The organism is Sphingobacterium litopenaei, assembly GCF_014692495.1.
GTDB lineage: Bacteria > Bacteroidota > Bacteroidia > Sphingobacteriales > Sphingobacteriaceae > Sphingobacterium > Sphingobacterium litopenaei.
Map to the genome: position 1 here is coordinate 22,694 of NZ_JACOIJ010000027.1, position 23,387 is coordinate 46,080.

Below are 23,387 nucleotides of genomic sequence, written 5' to 3' on the forward strand. Positions count from 1 at the left end.
AGCGAGATATTTTGTATATTGGATTTATAAAAACCAGATGTTGCGTATTCTCTAACATCAAATCCTAAAAACAAAGATGTTCGAAATCTTCAAAAAGCATATAAACAAATTCGCGCAAGTCTCTGACAGTGAGTTTGAAGAAATTAAAAATTATTTTTATACTAAAGATGTTTCTAAAAAAGAAATTCTATTAAAGGAAGGACAGATCTGTAAACATCATTATTTTGTTTTGACTGGCTTGCTAAGAAAGTTTTACATAAATGAGAAAGGTACGGAACAAACAACGGAATTTGCTATAGAAACCTGGTGGATAACTGATAACTTTGCATACGAAAAACATGTTTCTACTGAATTTTATATTCAAGCAGTAGAAAAGTCAACTGTACTTTACATCACTCAAGAAAAACAAGAAGAGCTGTTGAGCAAATATCCAGTAATGGAACGATATTTCCGGTTTATTTACCAACGAGCTTTTGCAGCGGCTCAAAAACGAATTAAATTTCTGTTTTCTTTTTCAAAAGAAGAATTTTATTTACAAGCCGTAAGAAATCATCCTGAATTTGTGCAACGTGTTCCTCAATACTTAATTGCTTCTTATTTAGGATTTACTCCCGAATATCTAAGCGAAATACGCAAGAAGCTTCTTTCTTAAACTAGTTTAAGTTTTTTCATTTACTTATTCTCCAATTTTGTACTAACATATTAAAAGAATAACACAATGCAAAAACGATTTAACATTAAAGAAGTTGCACCAAGTGCACTAAAAGCTATGGTTGGTTTGGAAATTTACCTTGCAAAGGCTTCTATATCCAATACAATCAAAGAGCTAATTAAAATTCGAGCTTCACAACTTAACGGTTGTGCCTATTGTATCAATATTCACACTCAAGACGCCATTAAAAATGGAGAAACTAATCAGCGTATTTTTCTTTTAAGTGCCTGGAGAGAAGCGGAGAATATCTTTACAGAAGAAGAAAAAGCAGTATTGGCAATAACTGAAGAGATTACATTAATTCATCAAAACGGATTATCGGATAAAACCTATTCAAAGGCTATACAGTTTTTTAGTGAATCTCAAATTGCAGATATTATAACAGCTGTAATTACTATCAATCTTTGGAATAGGGTTGTGCTAAGCACACACCTACAAATAGGACAAAGTCTTGTATAAAGATTAATAAAGAACACCCAGGTGTCATCGCCTGTGTATTCTTTTTAAAATGGATAATTCTAATACTTTTACATTTTAGATTTACACACTAGATAAGTTTTCAGTTCTAAAAGTCACAAAAATAAACTAGTATGTGAGTTATATTAGAGTTTAAAATAATGGAACTTTATTAATTACTTTTCCCCAAGATTTGGTAAAAAGAACAGTAACTTAAAAAGTTAGTGCACTTCTTTAAGCACTATTCCTACACCGTCACCCCAAAACTTTGTTGCACTGCCGCAGCCAATTCCTCTACAGGAATGGAGGGCTCAGGTCCGTCCGTTGTCGTCCATACCCGAGTAGTCGGATCAAAAAGTAATTTGTATTGAACTAAGGTATTTTCGGTAACGGTGAAGTTATGTGTCATTGGATCGTACTGCACTTCAAATAATACTTCTTTTCCATTAATTTCTTTGGTAAATTCTCTTCTTAAATTATGATTCATGTGGTGATAAAAATTTTTTAATACATTACTAATGTCAAATATTTTAAACGGAAAAGATTGCAAAATTGTTTTACTCTATAAAAAATATTTATGCCGAGAACTATCCAAATAACCGCACCATCCCACACCTCAGAAAGAATAATAGGAAAAATAGCTTCCGAAAAAGGTATTTTAAGTATCCGCCTACAAAGAGGTATATCCCTTACTCCAGCAGGTGATGTTATATCTGTGGATGTCTTGAGCAACGAAATCCGAAATATAATGGTCGTACTAGAAGATGAGGGTATACTCAATAATCCGCAGTACTCATTGTCTACATCCACGTCATCGAGTATGCTCAGCAACACACATTCTGAGGCGATTACCACCGACGGTAGCCAAACTATTTGGGAAGAAACCTTGACCACGATAAATGAACAAAGTCAGATGACATACAACAATTTGTTGACCATGGTGCTGTCGGGAATGATTGCTGTATTGGGATTAGCGACCAATGCCATTCATGTCGTCATCGGTGCTTCCCTACTCGCCCCCGGTTTTGGTGCCGTTGTTCGCATTTCATTAGGCTTAGTAAACAAACATACCACTTGGAAACAAGGGCTTAAAGATGTATTTGCAGGTTATGCCGCTTTGCTAATAGGAGCTACAATTACCGCTATCGGTCTAAAGATTACAGGCACGAATGTGTTAATTGGTTCATCATCATATCTTCCGCAAGATAAATTGGTAGATTACTTCACGACTATCACCGCCGAAAGTGTATTGGTTTCTGTATTAGCTGCCATTATTGGTACTATTCTTATCCTTACCAACCGAACTTTACTTACTGCCGGGGTCATGGTACTCTTGGCTTTGATCACTTCCGCAAGTATCGCAACGATGGCATTTGTACAAGGCAATTATGCCATGGGACTTCAAGCTATCGGCAGGTGGTTCTTAGAATTTTTTATCATTGCTGGTATCTCTGCTATGGTTTTTCTTATTAAAAAACACACCGTGATGAACCGAAATATGAAGATTTAGCAAATAGGTATTGTCGAACCATCTATTATCGTATGCAAGAAGTGTAAAATTCTTTTGTTATTTTAGGTTCAGACAATAATAAATTACATTATAAACTTTTTATACCCATGCTTAGGCTATCTGTAATCCTTATGTTTATCATATATACTTTTACTTCGTTGAAAGCACAACAAAATCCAGTCAAATATGGCATAGTAGGATTAACGCACTCCCATGTGCATTGGATATTGGGAAATTTAAAAACCGAAGCTTATGAAGTGGTAGGAATAGTAGAACCCAATAAAGCCTTAGCCGAAAGATTTGCAAAGCAATATAAGTTTCCGATGGAATTGGTTTATTCGTCCATGGATGAATTATTTGTCCAAAATCAACCGCAGGCTGTATTGGCTTTTGGAACGGTGTACGAACATTTGGAAGTGGTCGAAAAATGTGCTCCCAAAGGAATTCATGTCATGGTGGAAAAGCCCTTAGCGGTAAGTTTGGCTCATGCAAAGAAAATGGAACAATGGGCCAAAAAGCATAATATTCATTTGCTAACCAACTACGAAACTACCTGGTATCCGACCATGCAAAAGACGTATGATTTATTGCAAAGCAATGCTATTGGAGAGATTAGAAAAGTCATCATCCGTGACGGACACAAAGGTCCTGCGCGAATAAATTTAGACCCTGAATTTTTCGATTGGCTTACCGATCCTGTACAAAATGGTGGAGGTGCAATTACGGATTTTGGCTGTTATGGTGCTAATCTAATGACTTGGTTTATGCAAGGTAAAAAGCCGATTTCGGTCACCGCTGTAACCCAACAATTGCAAAAAGAAAACAACCCAAAGGTTGATGACGATGCGACTATAGTCTTATCTTACAATAATTGCAATGCAGTACTTCAACCCTCTTGGAACTGGACTATAGGTCGCAAAGATGTAGAAGTATACGGATATGACGGGGTCATCTACGCAGATAATGGTCATCACTTACGCATTAGGATGTCCAAAGGCTATGATGGATTCAAAGAAGAAAAAATGGAATTAAAAACATTCGAAAAGCCTTATCATAATCCGTTCTATTACTTCGCAGCAATAATCAAAAACGAAGTCAAATTACAACCTTACTACCTTTCATCATTAGAGAATAATATGGTCGTCATGGAAATATTAGATGCTGCAATTCGAAGTGCTAGGTCTGGGAAAACAGTAAAACTTGAATAACGTCAAATCTAGTTAATAATATATGTTAAAGCCCTCATCCCGGGCAGGCAGTGACTTTTTCCCGCAAAAAGTCACCAAAAAAAGCTCGTCGCTGTACCGAGTTGCCACAATGCCTCGACATTCCTGCAATTGGCAACTCACTAAGGCGACATTATTCGCTTAACAAAAGTTGTTACATATATTTGACTATCAACCTTATAGTTGTATTTAAGTTTTTATCGTATCCTCCACTCTCGTTGAATAGCAATTATTATTCCCTTTCGAATTGCTCAAATTCATACCCTTTTATCAAGTTATAGAGCATAAAGTTATAAGGTGTTGGGATTTGTAATTGCTGACCAAGCTCAATGATTTCGCCAGCAAATATTTCGACTTCGGATGCTCTAAGCTGTTCGCGGTCTTGTACCATCGAGGTTTTAGCTTTAGGATCAATTTTGCGCATGGTAGTAATCATCGCATCTATATCCGATTGTGCCAAAGCAATACCTTGGGCATTGGCAATAGCTATGACCTCCTCACCTACAGCTTGCACCAAATTTAGGATATACGGATTATCTTGCAAAGCTTCATACCCAGCGTTGATAATATAGGTCAACTGATTTCCTACCACATTAATCAAAAACTTACGCCACAAAGCTAAAATCATATCTTCAGGAATTTCGTGGTCAATATCCATGGTCTCAAAGAATGTGCTTAAAGCCAAAATCCTACTCGATTTTGTTTCATTATTCGCTTCTCCAAAAACGACTTTACCGCGATGACCATAGGTTACATGATTGCCAGACTTGACAGCATCCATATACACAATACTGTAAATAGCAGGATTATTTGGCAATTGAGTATTCAAGATTTTGGTCGTACCAATACCATTCAACAAGGATAAAATAACCGTATTTTCCTGTACGAAATCACGAATTCCATCAATAGCTTCTGCCAAATCCAAAGACTTCACACCCAAAATCAATAAATCGACATCGTGATCTTTAGGAGGAACAGTGACATAATCAAAATCATACTTTTTACCATTCACATACACACCATTTTTAGAATATTTAGCTTTACGGGTTTCATCTACGATGACATGCACGGATTCGGGATTCACATCATAAATCATGGATGCATATTTTGCTCCAATAGCACCCAATCCAAATACGTAGACGTGTTTGATATTTTTGGACATGGCAGATATAATGCTTATTTATTCTTACTGAAAAGTATAAAAGCAAGAGTCGCTACTCCTGTTAAAAATGGATAATATAAATAGGATATTAATTCGATTGGCGAAACGGTAGGTGGCTGCGTAGTACCTGCCAATACAATGGAAGATGCAGCTAAAGCTGCTAATATTTGAGCCCCATAAGGCAATATACCTTGGACAAAACAAGATACCGTATCCAAAATACTAGCAACACGTTTTGGCGCTAAACCAAATTTATCCGATATTTCTTTGGCCAAAGGACCTACGATAACAATTGTAATCGTGTTATTTGCCAGCGCGAAATTGACCAAAGCCGTCAACGAAGCAATGCCTAATTCTGCACCTCTTTTGGTTTTAATCTTCTTTAAGACCGAATTAAGCAAAAAATCAATACCGCCATTATAACGGATGATTCCTACCACCCCACCAATAATCAAACAAAGCAAACTTAATTCAAACATACCTGCAAACCCTGTATTGATACTTTTGATAGAGTCTAATAAACTAATGGAATTTGTCAGAAGGCCAATAATCAGCGTTGCCACAATACCAATTCCCAAGGTCCAAATTACCTGAACACCAACCAATGCCAAAACAAAAACCAAAATATAAGGGACAACTTTTAATAACTCGTATTCCTTCACTTCCAAATCTTTTACATTTTCTGCAAAAGAAGCACCTTGAAAATAATAAATAATAAATACAAGAATGGCTACAGGTAATACAATCCTAAAATTAGCCTTGAATTTTTCATGCATAGCTACATTTTGAGTCCTTGTTGCAGCTATAGTCGTATCGGAAATAAAGGAAAGGTTATCGCCAAACATAGCTCCTCCCACCACCGCAGCGAGCGCTATGGCGGAAATACCGGAGATATACGTTTCGAAACCTACTGCTAAAGGTGCTAAAGCAACAATAGTTCCTACCGACGTTCCCAATGAAACGGATATAAAGCAGGAAATTAAGAAGATTCCAGCTATAATAAACTGAGGAGATACGTAAGTCATGGCTAAATTCACGGTCGAAGAGAGTGAACCAATGGACTTAGATAATTCGCTAAATGCTCCAGCTAATAAGAAAATCAAGATCATGATGAGAATATTCTCATCGCCTGAACCTTTAGCAAAGCTTTTTAATTTCTCTTCAAAGCTTTTCTTTGGGTATTGAAAGAAAGCAACGAAAAGTGAAATAATAAATACCACCAAAACAGGCAGTGCATAAAAATCACCTATATAAAGAGAGCCAGAAAAATAAATAATGATAAAAATGATTAACGGCAATAATGCCCAAAAGTTACCTGCTCTATTTTCCTGGCTCATATAATATATCTTCTAAAAACTTTTATTTATTCTCTCCCCAAAAATCTGCATTCTTAATTCCCAATTTCTTAGGATCAAATGTTGGATCTTCAATACCTTGCTTACGTTGAGCAACGTAATCCTTCCATACTTTCATGCCCACTTTACTCAAGAGTAAAATTGCAATAATATTTACCCAAGCCATTAAACCTACACCGATATCACCCAAATCCCAAGCTTGTTTTGCCGTCTTAATAGTTCCATAATAAACGGAAAATAAAAACACCACACGCAAAATCCAAATAACAAAATTATTCTTTTTTCCCTTGAAAATATAAGCAATATTAGTTTCTGCAAAATAGTAATAAGCCATAATCGTAGTGAACGCAAAAAAGAATAAGGCTATAGCGACAAATTGATTACCGATAGCAGGAAAATGATGTGCTACTGCTGCCTGTGTAAACCCTTCTACGCCCATATCAGGTACATAATGTGCTAGGAAACTTACAGCTTCACCTTTCGCATTAAATTCACCAACCACATTAAATTGATTCGTGAACAAAATCATTAATGCCGTTGCTGTACACACAAATAAGGTATCCACATAAACCGAGAATGCTTGTACAAGTCCCTGTTGAGCAGGATGGTTCACGTGTGCCGCCGCTGCAGCGTGAGGACCAGTACCTTGACCTGCTTCGTTTGAATAAATTCCTCTTTTTACCCCCCAAGCAATCGCTGTTCCTACTATTCCACCAAAGGTGGCATCAAGACTAAATGCGGATGAAAATATCATCGAAAATACAGTTGGAAGTTGGGTAAAATTCAAAGCAATTATAATTATTGCCATCAAAATATAGGCTCCAGCCATAAATGGAACAACAAATTCTGAAACTTGACCTAAACGTTTTACTCCACCAATTATTATAACAGCTAATAATGCTACTACAACTAAACCTACATAACTTACTGTCCAGTCTGTCCCCGCAAAATGGATTATCTCATTAGAATAGCTAAAAGCATTAGTTATAGTTCCATTGATTGCATTACTTTGGACACCTGGTAGTAAAAATCCCGTACTCAAAATTGTAATTATAGCGAAAAGAAAAGCGTACCATTTTACACCTAAACCTTTTTCAATATAATAAGCTGGGCCACCTCTAAAGATATCACCTTCTTTTTGCTTATAGACTTGTGCCAGCGATGATTCAATAAACGCAGACGCAGAACCTAAAAATGCAATCACCCACATCCAGAAAATAGCACCTGGACCACCCATATAAATAGCCGTTGCTACACCAACAATATTTCCTGTACCTACACGACCCGAAATCGCTAAGGCAAAAGCCTGAAATGATGAAATTCCATGATCAGATTGATTCTTAGCAAAAAGCAATCTAATCATGTCTTTTAGATATCTTATTTGAAGAAAACCAGTTCTAATTGAAAAATATAGACCTGTTCCTAAACATAAATAGATAAAAATTTCACTCCAGACATATCCAGATATTGTTGATATTATATTTTCCATCCAAAAGGTGTTAATAATTTAATTAATGGTTCTAAATAACAGATTTTTTTGAGAAATGTGAAGTATAATTTCAAAAAATACGCTTCTAAAAATATTCAAGTCCTAAAAAACACAAACTGTATTTCTCTCTACAGCGAATAAAAAAACAAAGGAGCTGCAATTCTTAATTGCAACTCCCTTATCCTTTTAGGCTATTATAATATAGACTGACGTACACGCGTCAGTTTTGTCAACAAATCTTCCAACAAATCTAAGTGAAGCATATTTGCGCCATCAGATTTTGCATTTGCAGGATCAGGGTGTGTTTCGATAAATAATCCATCTGCGCCTACCGCAATTGCAGCTTTAGCGATAGTTTCAATCAATTCTGGCTTTCCTCCAGTTACACCCGAAGTTTGATTCGGTTGTTGTAAAGAGTGTGTACAGTCCATCACAGTAGGCACACCAAATGAACGCATCACCGGCAAACCTCTGAAATCAACAATTAAATCTTGGTAGCCAAAAGTATTACCTCTGTCAGTCAAGAAAACTTTATCATTACCCGAATCTTTTACTTTATCAACCGCAAATTTCATCGACTCTGCAGAAAGGAACTGTCCTTTTTTAATGTTTACTACCTTACCTGTGTTAGCTGCTGCAACCAAAAGCTCAGTTTGTCTACACAAGAAAGCTGGTATCTGCAAAACATCCACATAAGCTGCAGCCATCGCCGCTTCGTGACTTTCGTGGATGTCAGTTACTGTAGGAACTCCAAATTCTTTACCAACCTTTTCTAATATCTTTAATGCTTTCTCGTCGCCAATTCCAGTAAATGAATCTACGCGAGAACGGTTAGCCTTACGATAAGAACCTTTGAAAATATATGGAATGTTTAATTTATCAGTAATGGTTACGATTTTTTCTGCTATACGCAATGCGATTTCCTCACCTTCAATCGCACAAGGTCCTGCCATCAAAAAGAATTGATTCGATGATCCGTTCTTAATACCAGGTAAATAGTTATTTATCATTTTTAATCTTAATTTCCTAATTCTGAGATAAATTTAATACGCATCAATTGGATGTCTTCGTAGGTGTAATCTTCCTCACCCAACTCTTTTAATGCAGTTTTGATAGAATCTTCTTCCGCCGATCTGAAATAATCAAAGACCTCATCTTGTCTGTCTTGGTCGATCATTTCATCTACAAAATACCCAATATTGATTTTTGTGCCCGAATAAACTATCGATTCTACTTCTTTAAGTAAATCCTCATAACTTATTCCTTTTGAGCCTGCTATATCATCCAACGCAATCTTACGGTCAATATTTTGGATTATACTTACTTTCAAAGCAGACTTATTCGCTGTACTCTTTACTACTAAGTCCTGGGCTCTTTCAATATTGTTGTCTTCTACGTACTGTTTGATTAATTGTACGAAAGGTGCACCAAACTTCAAGGCCTTACCTGCTCCTACGCCATGGATTTGTTTTAATTCCTCAATACTCACTGGATAATGTGTACACATTTCATCCAACGAAGGATCTTGGAAGATTACAAAAGGAGGTAAAGATTTTTGCTTGGCAATTTTCTTACGCAAGTCTTTAAGCATTTTCAACAATTCAGTATCCAATGCACCAGACGCTTGCCCAGCTTCATCACCATCCTCCTCATCACCAGCTTCCATTTCCTTATTTAAAATGAACTTAAGGGCATAAGGATTACTCAAATATTTACGACCTTCTTCTGTCAGCACCAACAAACCATAGTGATCTATGTCTTTCTTCACAAAATCAGACAGTTCAGCCTGTCTAATTAAAGAATTCCAGTAGTTAACACCTTTGTCTTTACCATAACCAAAAAGCGCATGTTCATCATGCTTGTAAGCCGAAACAGGTTGATTATTCTGTCCTATGAACACATTGATAATATGTTGGTCATCGAACTTATCCCCTTCTTCTTTAATAAAGTTCAATACCTTCACTAAATCTTCTTCTGCTTCGAAATGTGTTTTTGTCGAGCGACAATTGTCACACATGCTATTACAACCTGTTTCGTCAAATTTCTCACCAAAATAGTGCAAAATTTGTTTTCGACGGCATACTGAAGATTCAGAATAATCTATTACTTCTTTTAATATCTGCGTACCAATTTCTCGTTCTGAAACTGGTTTGTCTTTCATGAATTTAATTAGCTTATCAACATCTTTCTTCGAATAGAAAGATAAACAATGACCTTCACCGCCGTCTCTACCTGCACGCCCAGTTTCCTGGTAGTACCCTTCCATCGATTTTGGAATATCGTGGTGGATGACATAACGCACGTCTGGTTTATCAATTCCCATCCCGAAAGCAATAGTTGCTACAATAACCTGAACATCTTCCATCAAGAATTTATCTTGGGTCTCTGCTCTAGTCTTCGCATCTAATCCCGCATGATAAGGTAATGCTTTGATGCCGTTGATATTTAGTACCTCCGCTATTTCTTCTACTTTTTTGCGACTTAGGCAATAGATAATCCCTGTCTTACCCACATTGTTACGAATAAACTTCACAATCTCCTTTACAACATTCTTTTTAGGTCTTACCTCATAGTAAAGATTCGAACGGTTAAACGAAGATTTGAACAATGTTGCATCCGTCATCTGCAAATTCTTACGAATATCAGATTGAACTTTTGGGGTAGCGGTAGCCGTAAGTGCTATAATTGGAATATTATCCCCTATTTCATTGAGGATAGTTCGGATCTTACGGTACTCGGGACGAAAGTCATGGCCCCATTCGGAAATACAGTGCGCCTCATCTACGGCAACAAAAGAAACGCTAATAGATTGCAAGAATGCAATATTATCTTCCTTGGTCAAAGATTCGGGTGCCACATACAGAAGTTTGGTTTGTCCTGAAGTAACGTCCGCTTTTACACGCGTTATTTCTCCTTTGGTCAACGATGAGTTAAGGAAATGCGCGATGCTATCTCGACCGCCAAATGCACGTAATTGATCCACCTGATTTTTCATCAAAGCTATCAAAGGTGATATTACGATAGCAGTACCAGCACTCATCAAAGCAGGAAGTTGATAACATATCGACTTTCCTCCTCCAGTAGGCATAATAACAAAAGTATCTTTTTTATTAAGTATGTTAGTGATTATCGCTTCTTGATCTCCCTTAAATGCATCAAAACCAAAGAATTCCTGAAGATTATCGTACAATGATTTTTCTATTTCCATCAGCGCCTTTACAAAAATATAAGTAGACTATTGACCCATCTAAAAATTAAATACTTTATTTTTGTCAATTGTAGAATAAAAATAAGGAGATTTTCCGTGAAAAGCAATTCAGAAATAAAAAAAGAGGCTATAGAAGTACTGCAATTAGAAGCTAAAGCGCTAGAAGCCTTGACGAAAAAAATTACAGATGACTTTGCAGAAGTTGTCAATAATATATTGAATTTAAAAGGACGTGTTATTGTATCGGGTATTGGAAAAAGCGCTATTATTGCACAAAAAATTGTAGCCACGCTCAATTCAACGGGAACACCTTCAATTTTCATGCATGCGGCAGACGCTATTCATGGAGACTTAGGCATTATCCAGGAAGATGATTTAATCATCGTTATTTCAAAAAGTGGTAACACACCCGAAATTAAAGTGCTTATTCCATTTTTAAAGCAAGCCAAAAATAAACTTGTTGCCATTGTGGGAAATTTAAATTCTTTCCTGGCACAACAAGCTGACTACGTCTTAGACACCACTGTCGAACGAGAAGCTTGTCCAAACAACTTAGCACCTACCACGAGCACTACAGCTCAACTGGCTATGGGCGATGCCTTGGCAGTTTGTTTACAAACATTGAGACAATTTACGGATAGAGATTTCGCTAAATATCATCCAGGCGGTGCTTTAGGAAAACAGTTATACTTAAAAGTAAGCGACTTATCAACCAATAATGGTAAACCTACAGTATTAGCGACAGATAATGTCCGTACCACTATTATCACCATTACTAAATTCAGACTAGGAGCTACTGTAGTTATGGAAGACGACCAAATCATTGGTATCATTACCGATGGGGATATTCGTCGAATGTTGGAAAACCATGAAGACACAGCCAAACTTACAGCTAAAGATATTATGAGCGCGAATCCAAAACAAATCGAAGAAGGTGAATTGGCTATCAATGCTTTCCATAAAATGAAAGATAATAATATTTCTCAGCTGGTGGTCGTTTCCGATGGTAAATACGCTGGCATTATTCACATTCAAGATTTATTGAAAGAAGGCATTATTTAGTACAGAATCACCTTTTGATTCGTGTAAAATTATTGTGGTTAATGAATTTTAAAACGCGCAAAGTTTTAATTTGGCAAAATAATTGATTAAAATTGATTATTAAACAGAAACAGACAGTAAAGGTTAAGACAGAAATAAAATGAAAAAGGTATTAAGTATAGCAACTGCAGTTATTGCATTTATTACGTTAACAGCTATGATGCAAGTAGGAGAATTCAAGTTTGAAACTGAATCTCATGATTTTGGAACTATTCCTTACAACAAACCCGCATCTTATGAATTCACGTTTACAAATGCAGGTAAAGCGCCTATTATTATAGCAGAAGTAGCGCCATCATGCGGTTGTTCAGTAGCTGATTTTTCCAAAACTCCTGTGAAGCCAGGCGATACAGGCAAAATTAAAGTTACTTATAACGCAGCTGCAAAAGGTCCTTTTACAAAATCTTTCATTGTAAAATCAAACACTAAAACACCAGTGAAAACGCTTACAATTAAAGGTAACGTAGAATAGTAATAAGCATTGCAATTAAAACAAAGCCCTATCAAAATTCATTTGATAGGGCTTTGTTTTTAGCTATATTTGTAGCCGAAATAATAACTCAATAATATGCCAAAAATTTCACAAAAAGGCATCGACATGCCTGCATCTCCTATTAGAAAACTAACACCTTACGCTGATCAAGCTAAAAAAGAAGGTAAAAAGATTTACCATTTGAATATAGGTCAGCCTGATATTGAAACTCCAGAAGTCATGCTTAATGCTTTAAAAAACATTGACTTCAAAGTTTGGGCATATACTCCTTCAGAAGGAACAGCTTCTTACCGCAAAAAACTGACTGAATATTATAATAAAATAAACTATAATATTGAGCCTACTGATATCTTGGTTACTAACGGCGGTTCTGAAGCTATTACCATCGCGATGCAAGCCTGTCTTAATCCAGGAGAAGAAGTTATTATTCCAGAACCTTTCTATGCGAATTACAATGGTTTTGCTTGCTCTTCTGACATCGTGGTAAAACCTATCATGTCTTACATTGAAAATGGTTTTGCTTTACCTTCAATTGCAGATTTCGAGAAAGTTATTACAGACAAAACAAGAGCTATTGCAATATGTAATCCAAACAACCCTACGGGCTATCTTTACTCTCGTGAAGAAATGGAAGCTCTGAAAGAGTTATGTTTGAAATACGACTTATTCTTATTCTCTGACGAAGCTTACCGTGAATTTTGCTATGATGGCAAAGATTTCATCTCTCCTATGCACTTAAAAGGTTTAGAAAATCATGTCGTAGTATTTGACACCGTTTCTAAGCGTTATTCTGCGTGTGGTGCTCGTATTGGTTGTTTAATCACCAAAAATAAAGAATTATACCAAACAGCTTTAAAATTTGCTCAAGCCCGCTTATCTCCTTCTTTAGAAGGTCAAATCGCTGGCGAAGCAGCAGTTGATACCCCCGATTCCTACTTTGAAGCAGTTTCTAAAGAATACACAGCAAGACGTAACACTTTAGTAAATGGCCTTAACGCTATTGAAGGCGTTTTCTGTCCAAATCCAGGAGGTGCTTTTTATGTGGTAGCCAAACTTCCTATAGATAATGCTGACAAATTCTGTCAATGGATACTAGAATCTTTCTCTTACGAGAACGAAACAGTCATGATGGCTCCAGCTACAGGTTTCTACAGCACTGAAGGGGCAGGAACTAATGAAGTACGTTTAGCCTATGTTCTTAACCAAGACGACTTGAAAAAAGCTTTAGTGTGTTTGGAAAAAGCTTTAGAAGTTTATCCCGGAAGAAAATTATAATATTTTAGCAAAAGAATTTTGTATATTTATCTAAAAGGGGTTGTATCAGCCCCTTTTAGCATTTATGAGAAAATTTGGCATTTCCCTCCTAATACTAAGTATTCCCCTATTTTTTGCGGGAGTATATGGTTTTACTACTCGCATTTCTTCCAGCTTTCTTTCTGAGCTGACTAAATATTGTTTCATGAGTTGGTTCTTAGTTGCCATAGCGGGATTTGTCCTTATACAAATTGCTAAAGATATAGATGCTAAAAAAAGATAAACTAAGTTTTAATTCTATATACTTTTTTCCTTTCTCATACTAAAAAATCATCAGTATCTTTGTTAGTAATGAATGTAGAAAATTTACTAGAACGTGCATTAGGATTTGAGTTTCTGACCAAAGAAGAAGGTATTTTTTTATACCACAATGCATCTACAGCGGATTTAGCGTACGTAGCTAATGAGTTAAGAAAGATTCAAGTTCCTCATGGAAAAGTTACTTGGCAAATAGACCGAAATGTCAACACAACAAACGTGTGTATTGCGAACTGCAAATTCTGTAATTTCTTCCGTCGTCCTGGTCACGAAGAAAGCTATATCACAGATATTGAGACTTATAAACAAAAGATAGAAGAGACTTTCAAATACGGCGGTGATCAGTTGTTGTTACAAGGGGGACACCATCCGGATTTAGGATTAGAATTTTACGCAACATTATTCCGTCAACTAAAAGAGCTATATCCTACCCTTAAATTACATTCATTAGGGCCTCCTGAGATTGCGCACGTAGCAAAATTAGAAGGCATGTCACATATTGAGGTATTAACGAAACTTAAAGAAGCAGGATTAGACTCTCTTCCAGGTGCAGGTGCTGAAATATTGAATGACCGTGTACGTCGTTTGATATCAAAAGGAAAATGTGGCGGTCAGGAATGGTTAGATGTTATGCGTGCTGCGCACAAAATCAATCTTCCTACTTCTGCTACTATGATGTTTGGTCATATCGAGACAATTGAAGAACGGTTTGAGCATTTGGTATGGATTCGTGAGGTACAATCTGAAAAACCTGAAGGACATCACGGTTTCATTGCGTTTATACCGTGGCCATTCCAAGATGACGGCACCTTATTGAAACGTCTTCGTGGTATTTCCAATAACGTTACAGGTGATGAATACATACGTATGATCGCTCTAAGTCGCATCATGTTGCCAAATATCAAAAACATTCAAGCATCTTGGTTGACCGTTGGTAAAGCCGTAGCCCAATTATGTTTACACAGCGGTGCGAATGATTTCGGTTCTATTATGATTGAGGAAAATGTAGTATCCGCCGCTGGAGCACCTCACCGATTTACTTCAAAATCTATTCAAGATGCTATTCGAGAAGCTGGTTTTGAACCTCAATTGCGTACCCAGAAATACGAATTCAGAGAATTACCAGAGTCTATGGTTGAACAAGTAATTAATTACTAAGTGAAAGATATATTACTTAATATTGAAGCTTTAATTTTTGCGTCAGAAGACGGTTTATCGGCAAATGATATTAAACATATTTTGCAGGATGGGCTATTAATAAACATTAATAAAGACGAAGTTCTAAAATTTATTGATCAGATTAAGTCAAAATATGACAGTGAAGATCAAGTTTTTTCATTAAAGACTTTCAATAACAAATATGTTTTCTTGACAAAAGAAAGTTATCATGATGTCATCAATCAAATGCAGGCGCATCGTGATCGCAAAAAGCTAAGTCAATCTGGATTAGAAACGTTGGCCATCATTGCCTACAGACAGCCTATTACAAAATTAGAGGTTGAACAGATTAGAGGAGTCAATTGTGACTATTCTATTCAAAGGCTATTAGAGAAAGACCTAATTAAAATTGTAGGTAAAGCAGAGACAATTGGAAAACCATTATTATATGCTACCAGTGAGACTTTCATGAATCACTTCGGAATTAATTCGGTAAAAGACTTGCCTCAGCTAAAAGATATCATAAATGAAGAGAATAGCATAGGTGAAATCATAGAATAATTTCTCACATTTCATTATATTTTTAAAAAATAACAACCTGATTATCAGTAATATATTTTTTAAAAAAAATTTTTAGTTTAGGTTTTCTTATATAATTTTACGATATAATAATCAATTGAAAGTAAGTATTGCTATGATGAACGAAACTATCGAAAAGTTGGAGATTGATGAGAATTTAATCAATTTCAACGGTCCGGAAGATGAAGAAGATGATTTCGATGATGATGATTTCAATATCGACATCGATTCTATTGGAGGGTACGATGACTTTGATGACGACGATGAAGATTTCTAGGATTTAGAAACCGAATAACAGTCTAGCCAAAAATAAGGGCAATTTTATTAATAAAAATTGCCCTTATAAAGGTATTATTTTTTGTGTAATTGCTCATACAAGTCGATTACCTTCTTTTGTAAGTCGATAACCTCAGCCTCACGTACTTGCAATCTTTGGTTCAATTCATTGATTTCTTCAAATTTTTCTTTCTCTTCATTTGCATCTGAAGTAGATAACAATTGAACTAATGACAAATTGAAAAGTTTAGCAATCTGATTTAATCTTGATAGATTCACATCAGTGATACCTGTTTCAATTTTTGAAAACGCAGGAATCGAAATATCCAATCGTTTTGCTACATCTTCTTGACTCCAACCTTTTTGGTGTCTTAATAATCTAATTTTTTTCCCTAAAGTATTCATTTGGTAAATGTTTTTATTATTTAACGTGCAAGTTAAAAATAATTTATTAAATTAAAAACTATCTATTCAAATTTCTTGACTTTTTTGGACAAAAATTTATCCGAAAAACTCAATACATTTACTCCAATATTATTATCCGAACTCATAAACAAGAGATTAAACCCTTGACTTTCAAATTTTTCCAAAAAATTATTCAACTCTTCAATATTTGTAATAATAGTCATATTATTATGATTGAATGTGGAAAAAATCTCACTAATTACATTATCTAATACTATATTTTTTTCTTTTATACTATTTTTATTTACATATACAATTGCGCGATCAGATTCGCTCATACTGTTACGATATAATTGTAATTTATCGTCCTTCAATATATCATAAGGGTTTAACTCAATTACCGTTAACAATTTCTCATTAGAAAATTGCTCCTTCACAGCATGTATACTACTCCTTAACTTTGTTGGAGTATGCGCAAAATCCTGATAAACAACGGATTGTCCATCACTTTTTACAAACTCTAAATACCTAATAGAACTTTTGAAACTACTTATACTCTCGTAGAATTCAGCTCTTTTGATACCTAACCATTCACATACAGTATAAGCGCCAGCAATATTAGAAAGATTTTGCTTACCAATAATTTGTAAGGGAATTTGCTCATCACCTACCTCTATATAAGTAATTCCTTTATTAATAGTATAATTTGGCATCTTGTAACCATGCCTATTAATTTTACAATCTTTCGTATCCCCTACAATCTTTACGACATTAGCATCTTCTTTATTATATACCAATGTACCTTTTGAAACTATAGTATCAATGAACTCTTTGAATTGCTGAAAATAAACCTCTTCAGACACTTCAGTTTTATATTCATCCCATACTACATTACTTATCAATGCGATATTGGGATGATAGTAATGAAATTTTGAATGCTCATCAATCGAAGAGGCATAATATTCATCACCTTCTATTAACACAATTGGAGCAGAAGAAGTAAGCTTTATTAAAGACTCAAACCCTTCTAGTTGTGCCCCCACTACGTAATCAAATTCTTTTCCTAGATGTTTAAGCACATGCATGATCATACTTACAATAGTAGTCTTGCCAAAAGTGCCTGCTATTACGACACGAATCTTATTTTTCGATTGCTCGTAAACAAATTCCGGAAAAGAATAAATCTTAATTCCTAACTCTTGCGCTTTCAATAACTCGGAATTATCCGCTTCAGCGTGTTTCCCTAGTATTATTGCATCCAACTCTTCTGTAATATTATCTGGATTCCATCCAATTTTACTTGGGTACAATCCTGCTTCACGAAGATTAGATTTAGAAGGCTCCACGATCTGATCATCAGAACCAGATACCTGATGGCCTAATCTTGCTAAACTTATTGCAAGATTATGCATGACGCTACCTCCTATCGCTATAAAGTGAATGCGCATATTGTATTACTTTTTGATAAACTTTGCTGCACACCACTTATCCGTAACTTTGTGATTCACATAAGTTAGAGATAGATCTTCACAACATTTCCTTATAATGGGGAGGTCTTCCTGTTCGTAAAACCCACTTAAATACAGTTCGCCGTCTGCATTCAAACTATTTGCGTAAGTGGACATTTGATCCAGTAAAATGTTTCTATTTATATTGGCTAATATGGTATCAAACTTCTGCCCCGTAATTACCTCCTTAGAACCTAATAAAGATAATATGTTAGTGATACCATTAATATCGGAATTTTCTTTGACACTATCAACACAAATATTATCATAGTCTACGGCCAAGATTGACTTTGCTCCTTTTTTAGAAGCTAAAATAGCCAAAATACCTGTCCCACAGCCCATATCAAGCACTTTTTTATCTTGAAAATTATTTTCCAAAATGTAGGATAACATCATAGATGTCGTCTGGTGATGCCCCGTACCAAACGACATCTTAGGATCTATAACTATTTCATATATATACGAAGGTTTACTATCATGAAAGGTTGCACGTACATAACAAGTTTCGTCAACGACAATAGCATTAAAATTACTTTCCCACAACGCATTCCAATTTTCTTCTTTGACATCATTGATTTGATAATCCAAATGATAATCTATTACTTGAGAAAGAAGTAATGTTTCTAAAGCTTGAATATCAAAGTTAGCACTTGGAACATAGCCCGCAAACCCTTCTTCTGTATCTTCAAATGTATCAAAACCAATATCGGCCAATTCAGCTATTAACAAATCCTTCTGCCAATCTTGAATATCCGTACTCACAAAGTTAACCGCAGTATATTTCATTATTATAATTATGCATTAAATACTTTTACAATTTCCAAGAAATCTCTTGATTTCAAAGAAGCACCACCGATCAAACCGCCATCAATATCCTTTTGAGAGAATAAAGTTGGTGCATTTGAAGGATTACAGCTACCACCATAAAGAATAGTAGTATTTTCTGCCGTTTCAGCATCATATTGATTAGCAATAGTTTCACGGATAAAAGCGTGTACTTCTTGAGCTTGCTCAGGACTTGCAGTCAAACCTGTACCGATAGCCCAAACTGGCTCATACGCTAAAACAACTTTTGCGAACTCTTCTTTACCCAAATGAAACACTCCATCTACCAATTGAGTTTTGATTATATCAAAGAATTTACCTGATTCGCGCTCTTCTTTCGTTTCACCTATACAGAAAATAGGTTTCAAATCATGTTTTAATGCAGCATTTGTTTTTTCAGCTAATAATGCATCCGTTTCTCCGAAATAAGCTCTGCGTTCAGAGTGACCTAAAATAACATATTCTACACCTACAGACTTCACCTGAGACGCAGACACCTCACCCGTATAAGCTCCGGATTCAGCTTGATGAATATTCTGAGAACCGATATTTACATTTTTAACGTTTTCTGATAATTTAGCTACAGTAGACAAATGGATAAACGGAGTACATACGATAACCTCTTGGTTACCCACCACTTCGTCTTTTGCCATGTTTACAATTTCTGAAAAAAGGCTTACCCCTTCTTCATAATTCAAATTCATTTTCCAGTTTCCTGCAACAATCTTTTTTCGCATAGTTTTATATATTAAGGTTGATTAATAATTTCTAATTTGTTTTGTTTGCTTGTAAATATACTCTAATATTTCCTTATCCTTGTTTGTAATAGCCTCTTTCTTAATCTCCGCTTTACGTGATAGCATATCCATAAATCGTGTAAAGATATAACTTTCCGACTTGTCATCCGTCAGCCATGAAAAATCAGGCACAAATTTGGGAATAAAATTTGACATTGCGACCTGTGCGCCTACTCCAATTATAGTTCCTGTATTTAATTTGGAAGAAATAGCCAACATACTGTGATCTCCAATAAAGACACCACATTTTAATAACCCCGTATTCCGGAAATTATTGCCTACATAGTCATATACTTTGATTTCACTCCAATCATTTTTGAGATTCGAATTTAACGTTCCAGCACCTAAATTACATCCATCACCTATCACTGCGCACCCTAAATACCCGTAATGTCCTTTCGCCGAATTTCCCCAAATAACCACATTATTTAACTCTCCACATACTGTTGAATTATCTCCTACAGTTACATTAGGATAGATAATAGTACCAGATTTAACACGAACATTCTTTCCGATTATTGTAGGTCCATGGATGACATTATGAGACTCAAGGACCGCATTATCCAAAATCAGAATGGGACCTCTACTGGTATTCAATACAACATCGGGAGCTACTTGCGCTGAATCGGCAATATATAAATGGTTCTCTAGGGTATTTCCATTTTTCTCTTGAAAAATAAATTGAGCATCATACTCAATTTGAGAGGCATTATAGGTAAAAATATCTTCTACATATAGTAAGGCATCATAAGAATCTAAATAACTTACAATTTTATTTCCCGAAGAATGTAAGTTCAATAAAAGTTCTTCTTTTGACCGAGTTTGTGTCAATAAAGCAATCCATTCTCCATTCGCATCCACCAACTTCTCATTGGCTTTAAGATTTTTCAAAGCTCGCACCAGCCCGCTATTGGGCAATACAGAAGCTTTTATGAGAAGGACAAATTCAGAAGAATTATTTAAGGGAAATTTCGAAGAAAGATAATCTTCTGTCAAATAAGATACATCCTCTGTTTCGAAAATATGGGACCATTTCTGATCTAATGTAAAAGCACCTACACGCAGATTTCCAATAGGTCGAGTGGCTACCAATGGCAACAAATGGTTTCTGCCCTCAAACCGATCGAATAAGACAAGGGAAATACTCATTCGCTAAAAATACAAAAATCCCGATAAATACTTATCGGGATTTTTGGAATATATAATCGTTAAATTATAATTACTTCTTGTTGTAACGGCTACGGAATTTATCGATACGACCTGCAGTATCAACCAATTTCATTTTACCTGTATAGAATGGGTGTGAAGTGTGAGAAATCTCTAATTTCACTAATGGATATTCGTTACCATCTTCCCAAGTAATTGTTTCTTTTGTATCTACACATGATTTAGTTAAGAAAGCATAGTCATTTGACATATCTTTGAATACAACTAATCTGTAGTTTGATGGATGTAAATCTTTTTTCATTTTATCTTATGATTACTATATATGCTAACATTTGAGGTGCAAAGATAACTTATTTTAAAATGAATTCCAAAATAATATTTATCAACATTCCTCATTATTTTTCGTGTCAGAGCACGAAATGAAATAATGGACAAAGTTACTTTATTTTAGCATATAATACATATTAAAATCTAATTTATCTTCACTTTTTCTTACTTTTGCTCATTATTTGAAAAAAGATAAAAACATGAGTATTTCACTATCCGAACAGGAACTACAACGTAGACAAAACCTACAAGGTATCATCGACCTAGGCATAAATCCTTATCCTGCTGATGAGTACAAGGTTAATGTAACTGCGGCAGATATACTAGAAAATTACGAAAGAGATAAAATCAACTATAAGAATATCCGTATTGCAGGTCGCATTATGAGCCGCAGAATCATGGGTAATGCTTCTTTTATTGAGCTTCAAGATTCTACAGGTCGTATCCAGGCATATGTAAAACGTGATGATCTTTGTCCTACAGAAGATAAAACATTTTACAATACAGTATTCAAAAAATTATTGGATATCGGTGATATTATTGGGATTGAAGGGTATGTTTTCACTACACAAACTGGTGAAATCTCAATTCATACTCAAAAATTAACTGTTCTAACTAAATCTTTACGTCCTCTTCCTGTAGTAAAAGAAGCTGAAGGAAAGACTTTTGATGCCTTCACGGATCCTGAGCAAAGATATAGAATGCGCTATGTTGATTTAATCGTGAATACTCAAAACAGAGATATTTTCGTAAAGCGTACAAAATTGTTCAACGCAATGCGTCAATTCTTCAATGATGCAGGCTATATGGAAGTAGAAACACCAGTATTGCAAGCCATTCCAGGTGGTGCAGCGGCACGTCCTTTCATCACACACCACAACGCATTAGATATTCCGTTGTACTTACGTATTGCAAATGAGCTTTATCTAAAACGCCTTATCGTAGGTGGTTTTGATGGTGTATATGAGTTTTCGAAAAACTTCCGTAATGAAGGCATGGATCGTACACATAATCCAGAATTTACAGCAATGGAAATTTATGTAGCTTATAAAGACTACAACTGGATGATGGACTTCACTGAACGCTTATTAGAACATTGTGCCCTTGCTGTAAACGGTACGACGAAAGCTACTTTTGGTGAACATGATATTGACTTTAAAGCACCTTACCCTCGTGTTACTATGGCTGACGCAATCAAGCAATTCACAGGTTTTGATATCACAGGAAAATCAGAAGCTGAAATTCGCGAAGCAGCTAAAGGAATGGGTATCGAAGTGAACGATACTATGGGTAAAGGTAAATTGATCGATGAAATCTTTGGGGAGAAATGTGAAGGAAACTTCATTCAACCGACTTTCATTACAGATTACCCTATTGAAATGTCCCCATTGACTAAAAAACACCGCGACAATCCCGAATTGACAGAGCGTTTTGAATTAATGGTATGTGGTAAGGAGATTGCAAATGCTTATTCGGAGTTGAACGACCCTATTGACCAACGTGAGCGTTTCGAAGACCAATTAAAACTTTCGGAAAAGGGCGATGACGAAGCAATGTTCATTGACCAAGATTTCTTGAGAGCTTTGGAATATGGTATGCCTCCTACTTCTGGTTTAGGTATTGGTATGGACAGATTAATTATGTTCTTGACGAACAATGCCTCTATTCAAGAAGTATTATTCTTCCCGCAAATGCGCCCTGAGAAAAATGAGCAAATAATTGAACTTTCAGAAGATGAGAAAACAGTATTAAGTATCTTGTCAGAAGAAAACCAAACTTTAGCAGAGGCTAAAGAAAAATCAGGTTTATCGGGTAAAAAATGGGATACAGCAACAAAAGGCTTACGTCAGAAAGATTTGATAAATATAACAGTAGATGGTGACAACAAATTCATCACAACTAAATAAAAAGAAAGGGTTGGTTTAAAACGAGGACACTGAAAAAGTTTCTATTTTTTTAAGAGACTTAAAAAAATGACTGAGTATAGTATTAAGCTTACTCAGTCATTTTTGTTTTAGGGATTTCTGGAAGATTGTTTATTAGTTGTCCTTATTGTAAGTT

23 protein-coding genes are annotated in these 23,387 nt (G+C 35.5%); 11 read left to right on the forward strand and 12 right to left on the reverse strand.

Annotated features, from left to right (window positions below; genetic code table 11):
• Window positions 1–76: 76 nt before the first annotated feature.
• Both H8B04_RS12845 and H8B04_RS12850 read left to right on the forward strand, forming a co-directional pair.
• Window positions 77–652, forward strand: coding sequence for a Crp/Fnr family transcriptional regulator (locus H8B04_RS12845; protein ID WP_165291793.1), 576 nt, complete (start codon window positions 77–79; stop codon window positions 650–652).
• 66 nt (window positions 653–718) lie between these two features.
• Window positions 719–1,171, forward strand: a complete 453-nt coding sequence (locus tag H8B04_RS12850) for a carboxymuconolactone decarboxylase family protein (RefSeq protein ID WP_165291794.1) — start codon at window positions 719–721, stop codon at window positions 1,169–1,171.
• A gap of 244 nt (window positions 1,172–1,415) precedes the next feature.
• Here the strand turns inward: H8B04_RS12850 and H8B04_RS12855 are convergent, their stop codons facing one another.
• Complete coding sequence (locus H8B04_RS12855; protein ID WP_165291795.1) at window positions 1,416–1,655, reverse strand: hypothetical protein; 240 nt, start codon at window positions 1,653–1,655, stop codon at window positions 1,416–1,418.
• Window positions 1,656–1,745: 90 nt separating this feature from the next.
• On the opposite strand from H8B04_RS12855, the gene H8B04_RS12860 reads away from it, so the two are divergent.
• Together H8B04_RS12860 and H8B04_RS12865 are read left to right on the forward strand one after the other, a co-directional pair.
• A complete protein-coding gene (locus tag H8B04_RS12860) occupies window positions 1,746–2,678 on the forward strand; it encodes a DUF389 domain-containing protein (protein WP_165291796.1) in 933 nt (310 codons plus the stop codon).
• Between the two features lie 131 nt (window positions 2,679–2,809).
• Entirely contained in the window at window positions 2,810–3,886 is a 1,077-nt protein-coding gene (locus H8B04_RS12865; RefSeq protein ID WP_223815420.1) for a Gfo/Idh/MocA family protein, read from the forward strand.
• A gap of 250 nt (window positions 3,887–4,136) precedes the next feature.
• Here H8B04_RS12865 and H8B04_RS12870 read toward each other — a convergent pair whose 3' ends face one another.
• The 5 genes from H8B04_RS12870 to recQ form a co-directional block, all read right to left on the reverse strand.
• A complete protein-coding gene (locus tag H8B04_RS12870; protein ID WP_165291798.1) occupies window positions 4,137–5,066 on the reverse strand; it encodes a ketopantoate reductase family protein in 930 nt (309 codons plus the stop codon).
• A 14-nt stretch (window positions 5,067–5,080) separates the two neighbouring features.
• Window positions 5,081–6,403 (reverse strand): Na+/H+ antiporter NhaC family protein, encoded by a 1,323-nt coding sequence (locus H8B04_RS12875; protein ID WP_165291799.1) that lies wholly within the window; start codon window positions 6,401–6,403, stop codon window positions 5,081–5,083.
• Window positions 6,404–6,425: 22 nt separating this feature from the next.
• Window positions 6,426–7,910 (reverse strand): alanine/glycine:cation symporter family protein, encoded by a 1,485-nt coding sequence (locus H8B04_RS12880; protein ID WP_165291800.1) that lies wholly within the window; start codon window positions 7,908–7,910, stop codon window positions 6,426–6,428.
• Between the two features lie 194 nt (window positions 7,911–8,104).
• Entirely contained in the window at window positions 8,105–8,920 is an 816-nt protein-coding gene (kdsA, locus tag H8B04_RS12885) for a 3-deoxy-8-phosphooctulonate synthase (protein WP_165291801.1), read from the reverse strand.
• Between the two features lie 8 nt (window positions 8,921–8,928).
• Window positions 8,929–11,118 (reverse strand): DNA helicase RecQ, encoded by a 2,190-nt coding sequence (recQ, locus tag H8B04_RS12890; RefSeq protein WP_165291802.1) that lies wholly within the window; start codon window positions 11,116–11,118, stop codon window positions 8,929–8,931.
• 96 nt (window positions 11,119–11,214) lie between these two features.
• Here recQ and H8B04_RS12895 point away from each other — a divergent pair, with 96 nt between their 5' ends.
• The 6 genes from H8B04_RS12895 (at window position 11,215) to H8B04_RS12920 (ending at window position 16,298) form a co-directional block, all read left to right on the forward strand.
• Window positions 11,215–12,180 (forward strand): KpsF/GutQ family sugar-phosphate isomerase, encoded by a 966-nt coding sequence (locus H8B04_RS12895; protein WP_165291803.1) that lies wholly within the window; start codon window positions 11,215–11,217, stop codon window positions 12,178–12,180.
• Between the two features lie 139 nt (window positions 12,181–12,319).
• Window positions 12,320–12,691, forward strand: a complete 372-nt coding sequence (locus H8B04_RS12900; protein WP_165291804.1) for a DUF1573 domain-containing protein — start codon at window positions 12,320–12,322, stop codon at window positions 12,689–12,691.
• A 96-nt stretch (window positions 12,692–12,787) separates the two neighbouring features.
• Window positions 12,788–13,987, forward strand: a complete 1,200-nt coding sequence (locus H8B04_RS12905) for a pyridoxal phosphate-dependent aminotransferase (protein WP_165291805.1) — start codon at window positions 12,788–12,790, stop codon at window positions 13,985–13,987.
• Between the two features lie 330 nt (window positions 13,988–14,317).
• The gene (gene mqnC / locus H8B04_RS12910; protein WP_165291806.1) at window positions 14,318–15,442 is read left to right on the forward strand and encodes a cyclic dehypoxanthinyl futalosine synthase; all 1,125 of its coding nucleotides are present in this window, start codon (window positions 14,318–14,320) and stop codon (window positions 15,440–15,442) included.
• Window positions 15,443–16,003: an SMC-Scp complex subunit ScpB gene (gene scpB, locus H8B04_RS12915; protein ID WP_190302614.1), complete on the forward strand. Its 561-nt coding sequence runs from the start codon at window positions 15,443–15,445 to the stop codon at window positions 16,001–16,003.
• 133 nt (window positions 16,004–16,136) lie between these two features.
• Window positions 16,137–16,298 (forward strand): hypothetical protein, encoded by a 162-nt coding sequence (locus tag H8B04_RS12920; RefSeq protein WP_165291781.1) that lies wholly within the window; start codon window positions 16,137–16,139, stop codon window positions 16,296–16,298.
• A gap of 74 nt (window positions 16,299–16,372) precedes the next feature.
• Here the strand turns inward: H8B04_RS12920 and H8B04_RS12925 are convergent, their stop codons facing one another.
• From H8B04_RS12925 to H8B04_RS12950, 6 genes are all read right to left on the reverse strand, one after another.
• The gene (locus H8B04_RS12925; RefSeq protein ID WP_165291808.1) at window positions 16,373–16,702 is read right to left on the reverse strand and encodes a helix-turn-helix domain-containing protein; all 330 of its coding nucleotides are present in this window, start codon (window positions 16,700–16,702) and stop codon (window positions 16,373–16,375) included.
• Window positions 16,703–16,764: 62 nt separating this feature from the next.
• Window positions 16,765–18,150 (reverse strand): Mur ligase domain-containing protein, encoded by a 1,386-nt coding sequence (locus H8B04_RS12930; RefSeq protein WP_190302615.1) that lies wholly within the window; start codon window positions 18,148–18,150, stop codon window positions 16,765–16,767.
• Between the two features lie 6 nt (window positions 18,151–18,156).
• On the reverse strand, window positions 18,157–18,996 hold the full coding sequence (prmA, locus tag H8B04_RS12935) for a 50S ribosomal protein L11 methyltransferase (RefSeq protein WP_165291810.1): 840 nt from the start codon (window positions 18,994–18,996) through the stop codon (window positions 18,157–18,159).
• 8 nt (window positions 18,997–19,004) lie between these two features.
• Window positions 19,005–19,772: a triose-phosphate isomerase gene (gene tpiA, locus H8B04_RS12940; protein ID WP_165291811.1), complete on the reverse strand. Its 768-nt coding sequence runs from the start codon at window positions 19,770–19,772 to the stop codon at window positions 19,005–19,007.
• A gap of 21 nt (window positions 19,773–19,793) precedes the next feature.
• A complete protein-coding gene (locus tag H8B04_RS12945) occupies window positions 19,794–20,981 on the reverse strand; it encodes a putative sugar nucleotidyl transferase (protein ID WP_165291812.1) in 1,188 nt (395 codons plus the stop codon).
• 70 nt (window positions 20,982–21,051) lie between these two features.
• On the reverse strand, window positions 21,052–21,300 hold the full coding sequence (locus tag H8B04_RS12950; protein WP_090973296.1) for a type B 50S ribosomal protein L31: 249 nt from the start codon (window positions 21,298–21,300) through the stop codon (window positions 21,052–21,054).
• A gap of 226 nt (window positions 21,301–21,526) precedes the next feature.
• On the opposite strand from H8B04_RS12950, the gene lysS reads away from it, so the two are divergent.
• Window positions 21,527–23,233, forward strand: coding sequence for a lysine--tRNA ligase (gene lysS / locus H8B04_RS12955; protein ID WP_206366890.1), 1,707 nt, complete (start codon window positions 21,527–21,529; stop codon window positions 23,231–23,233).
• Window positions 23,234–23,387 lie beyond the last annotated feature (154 nt).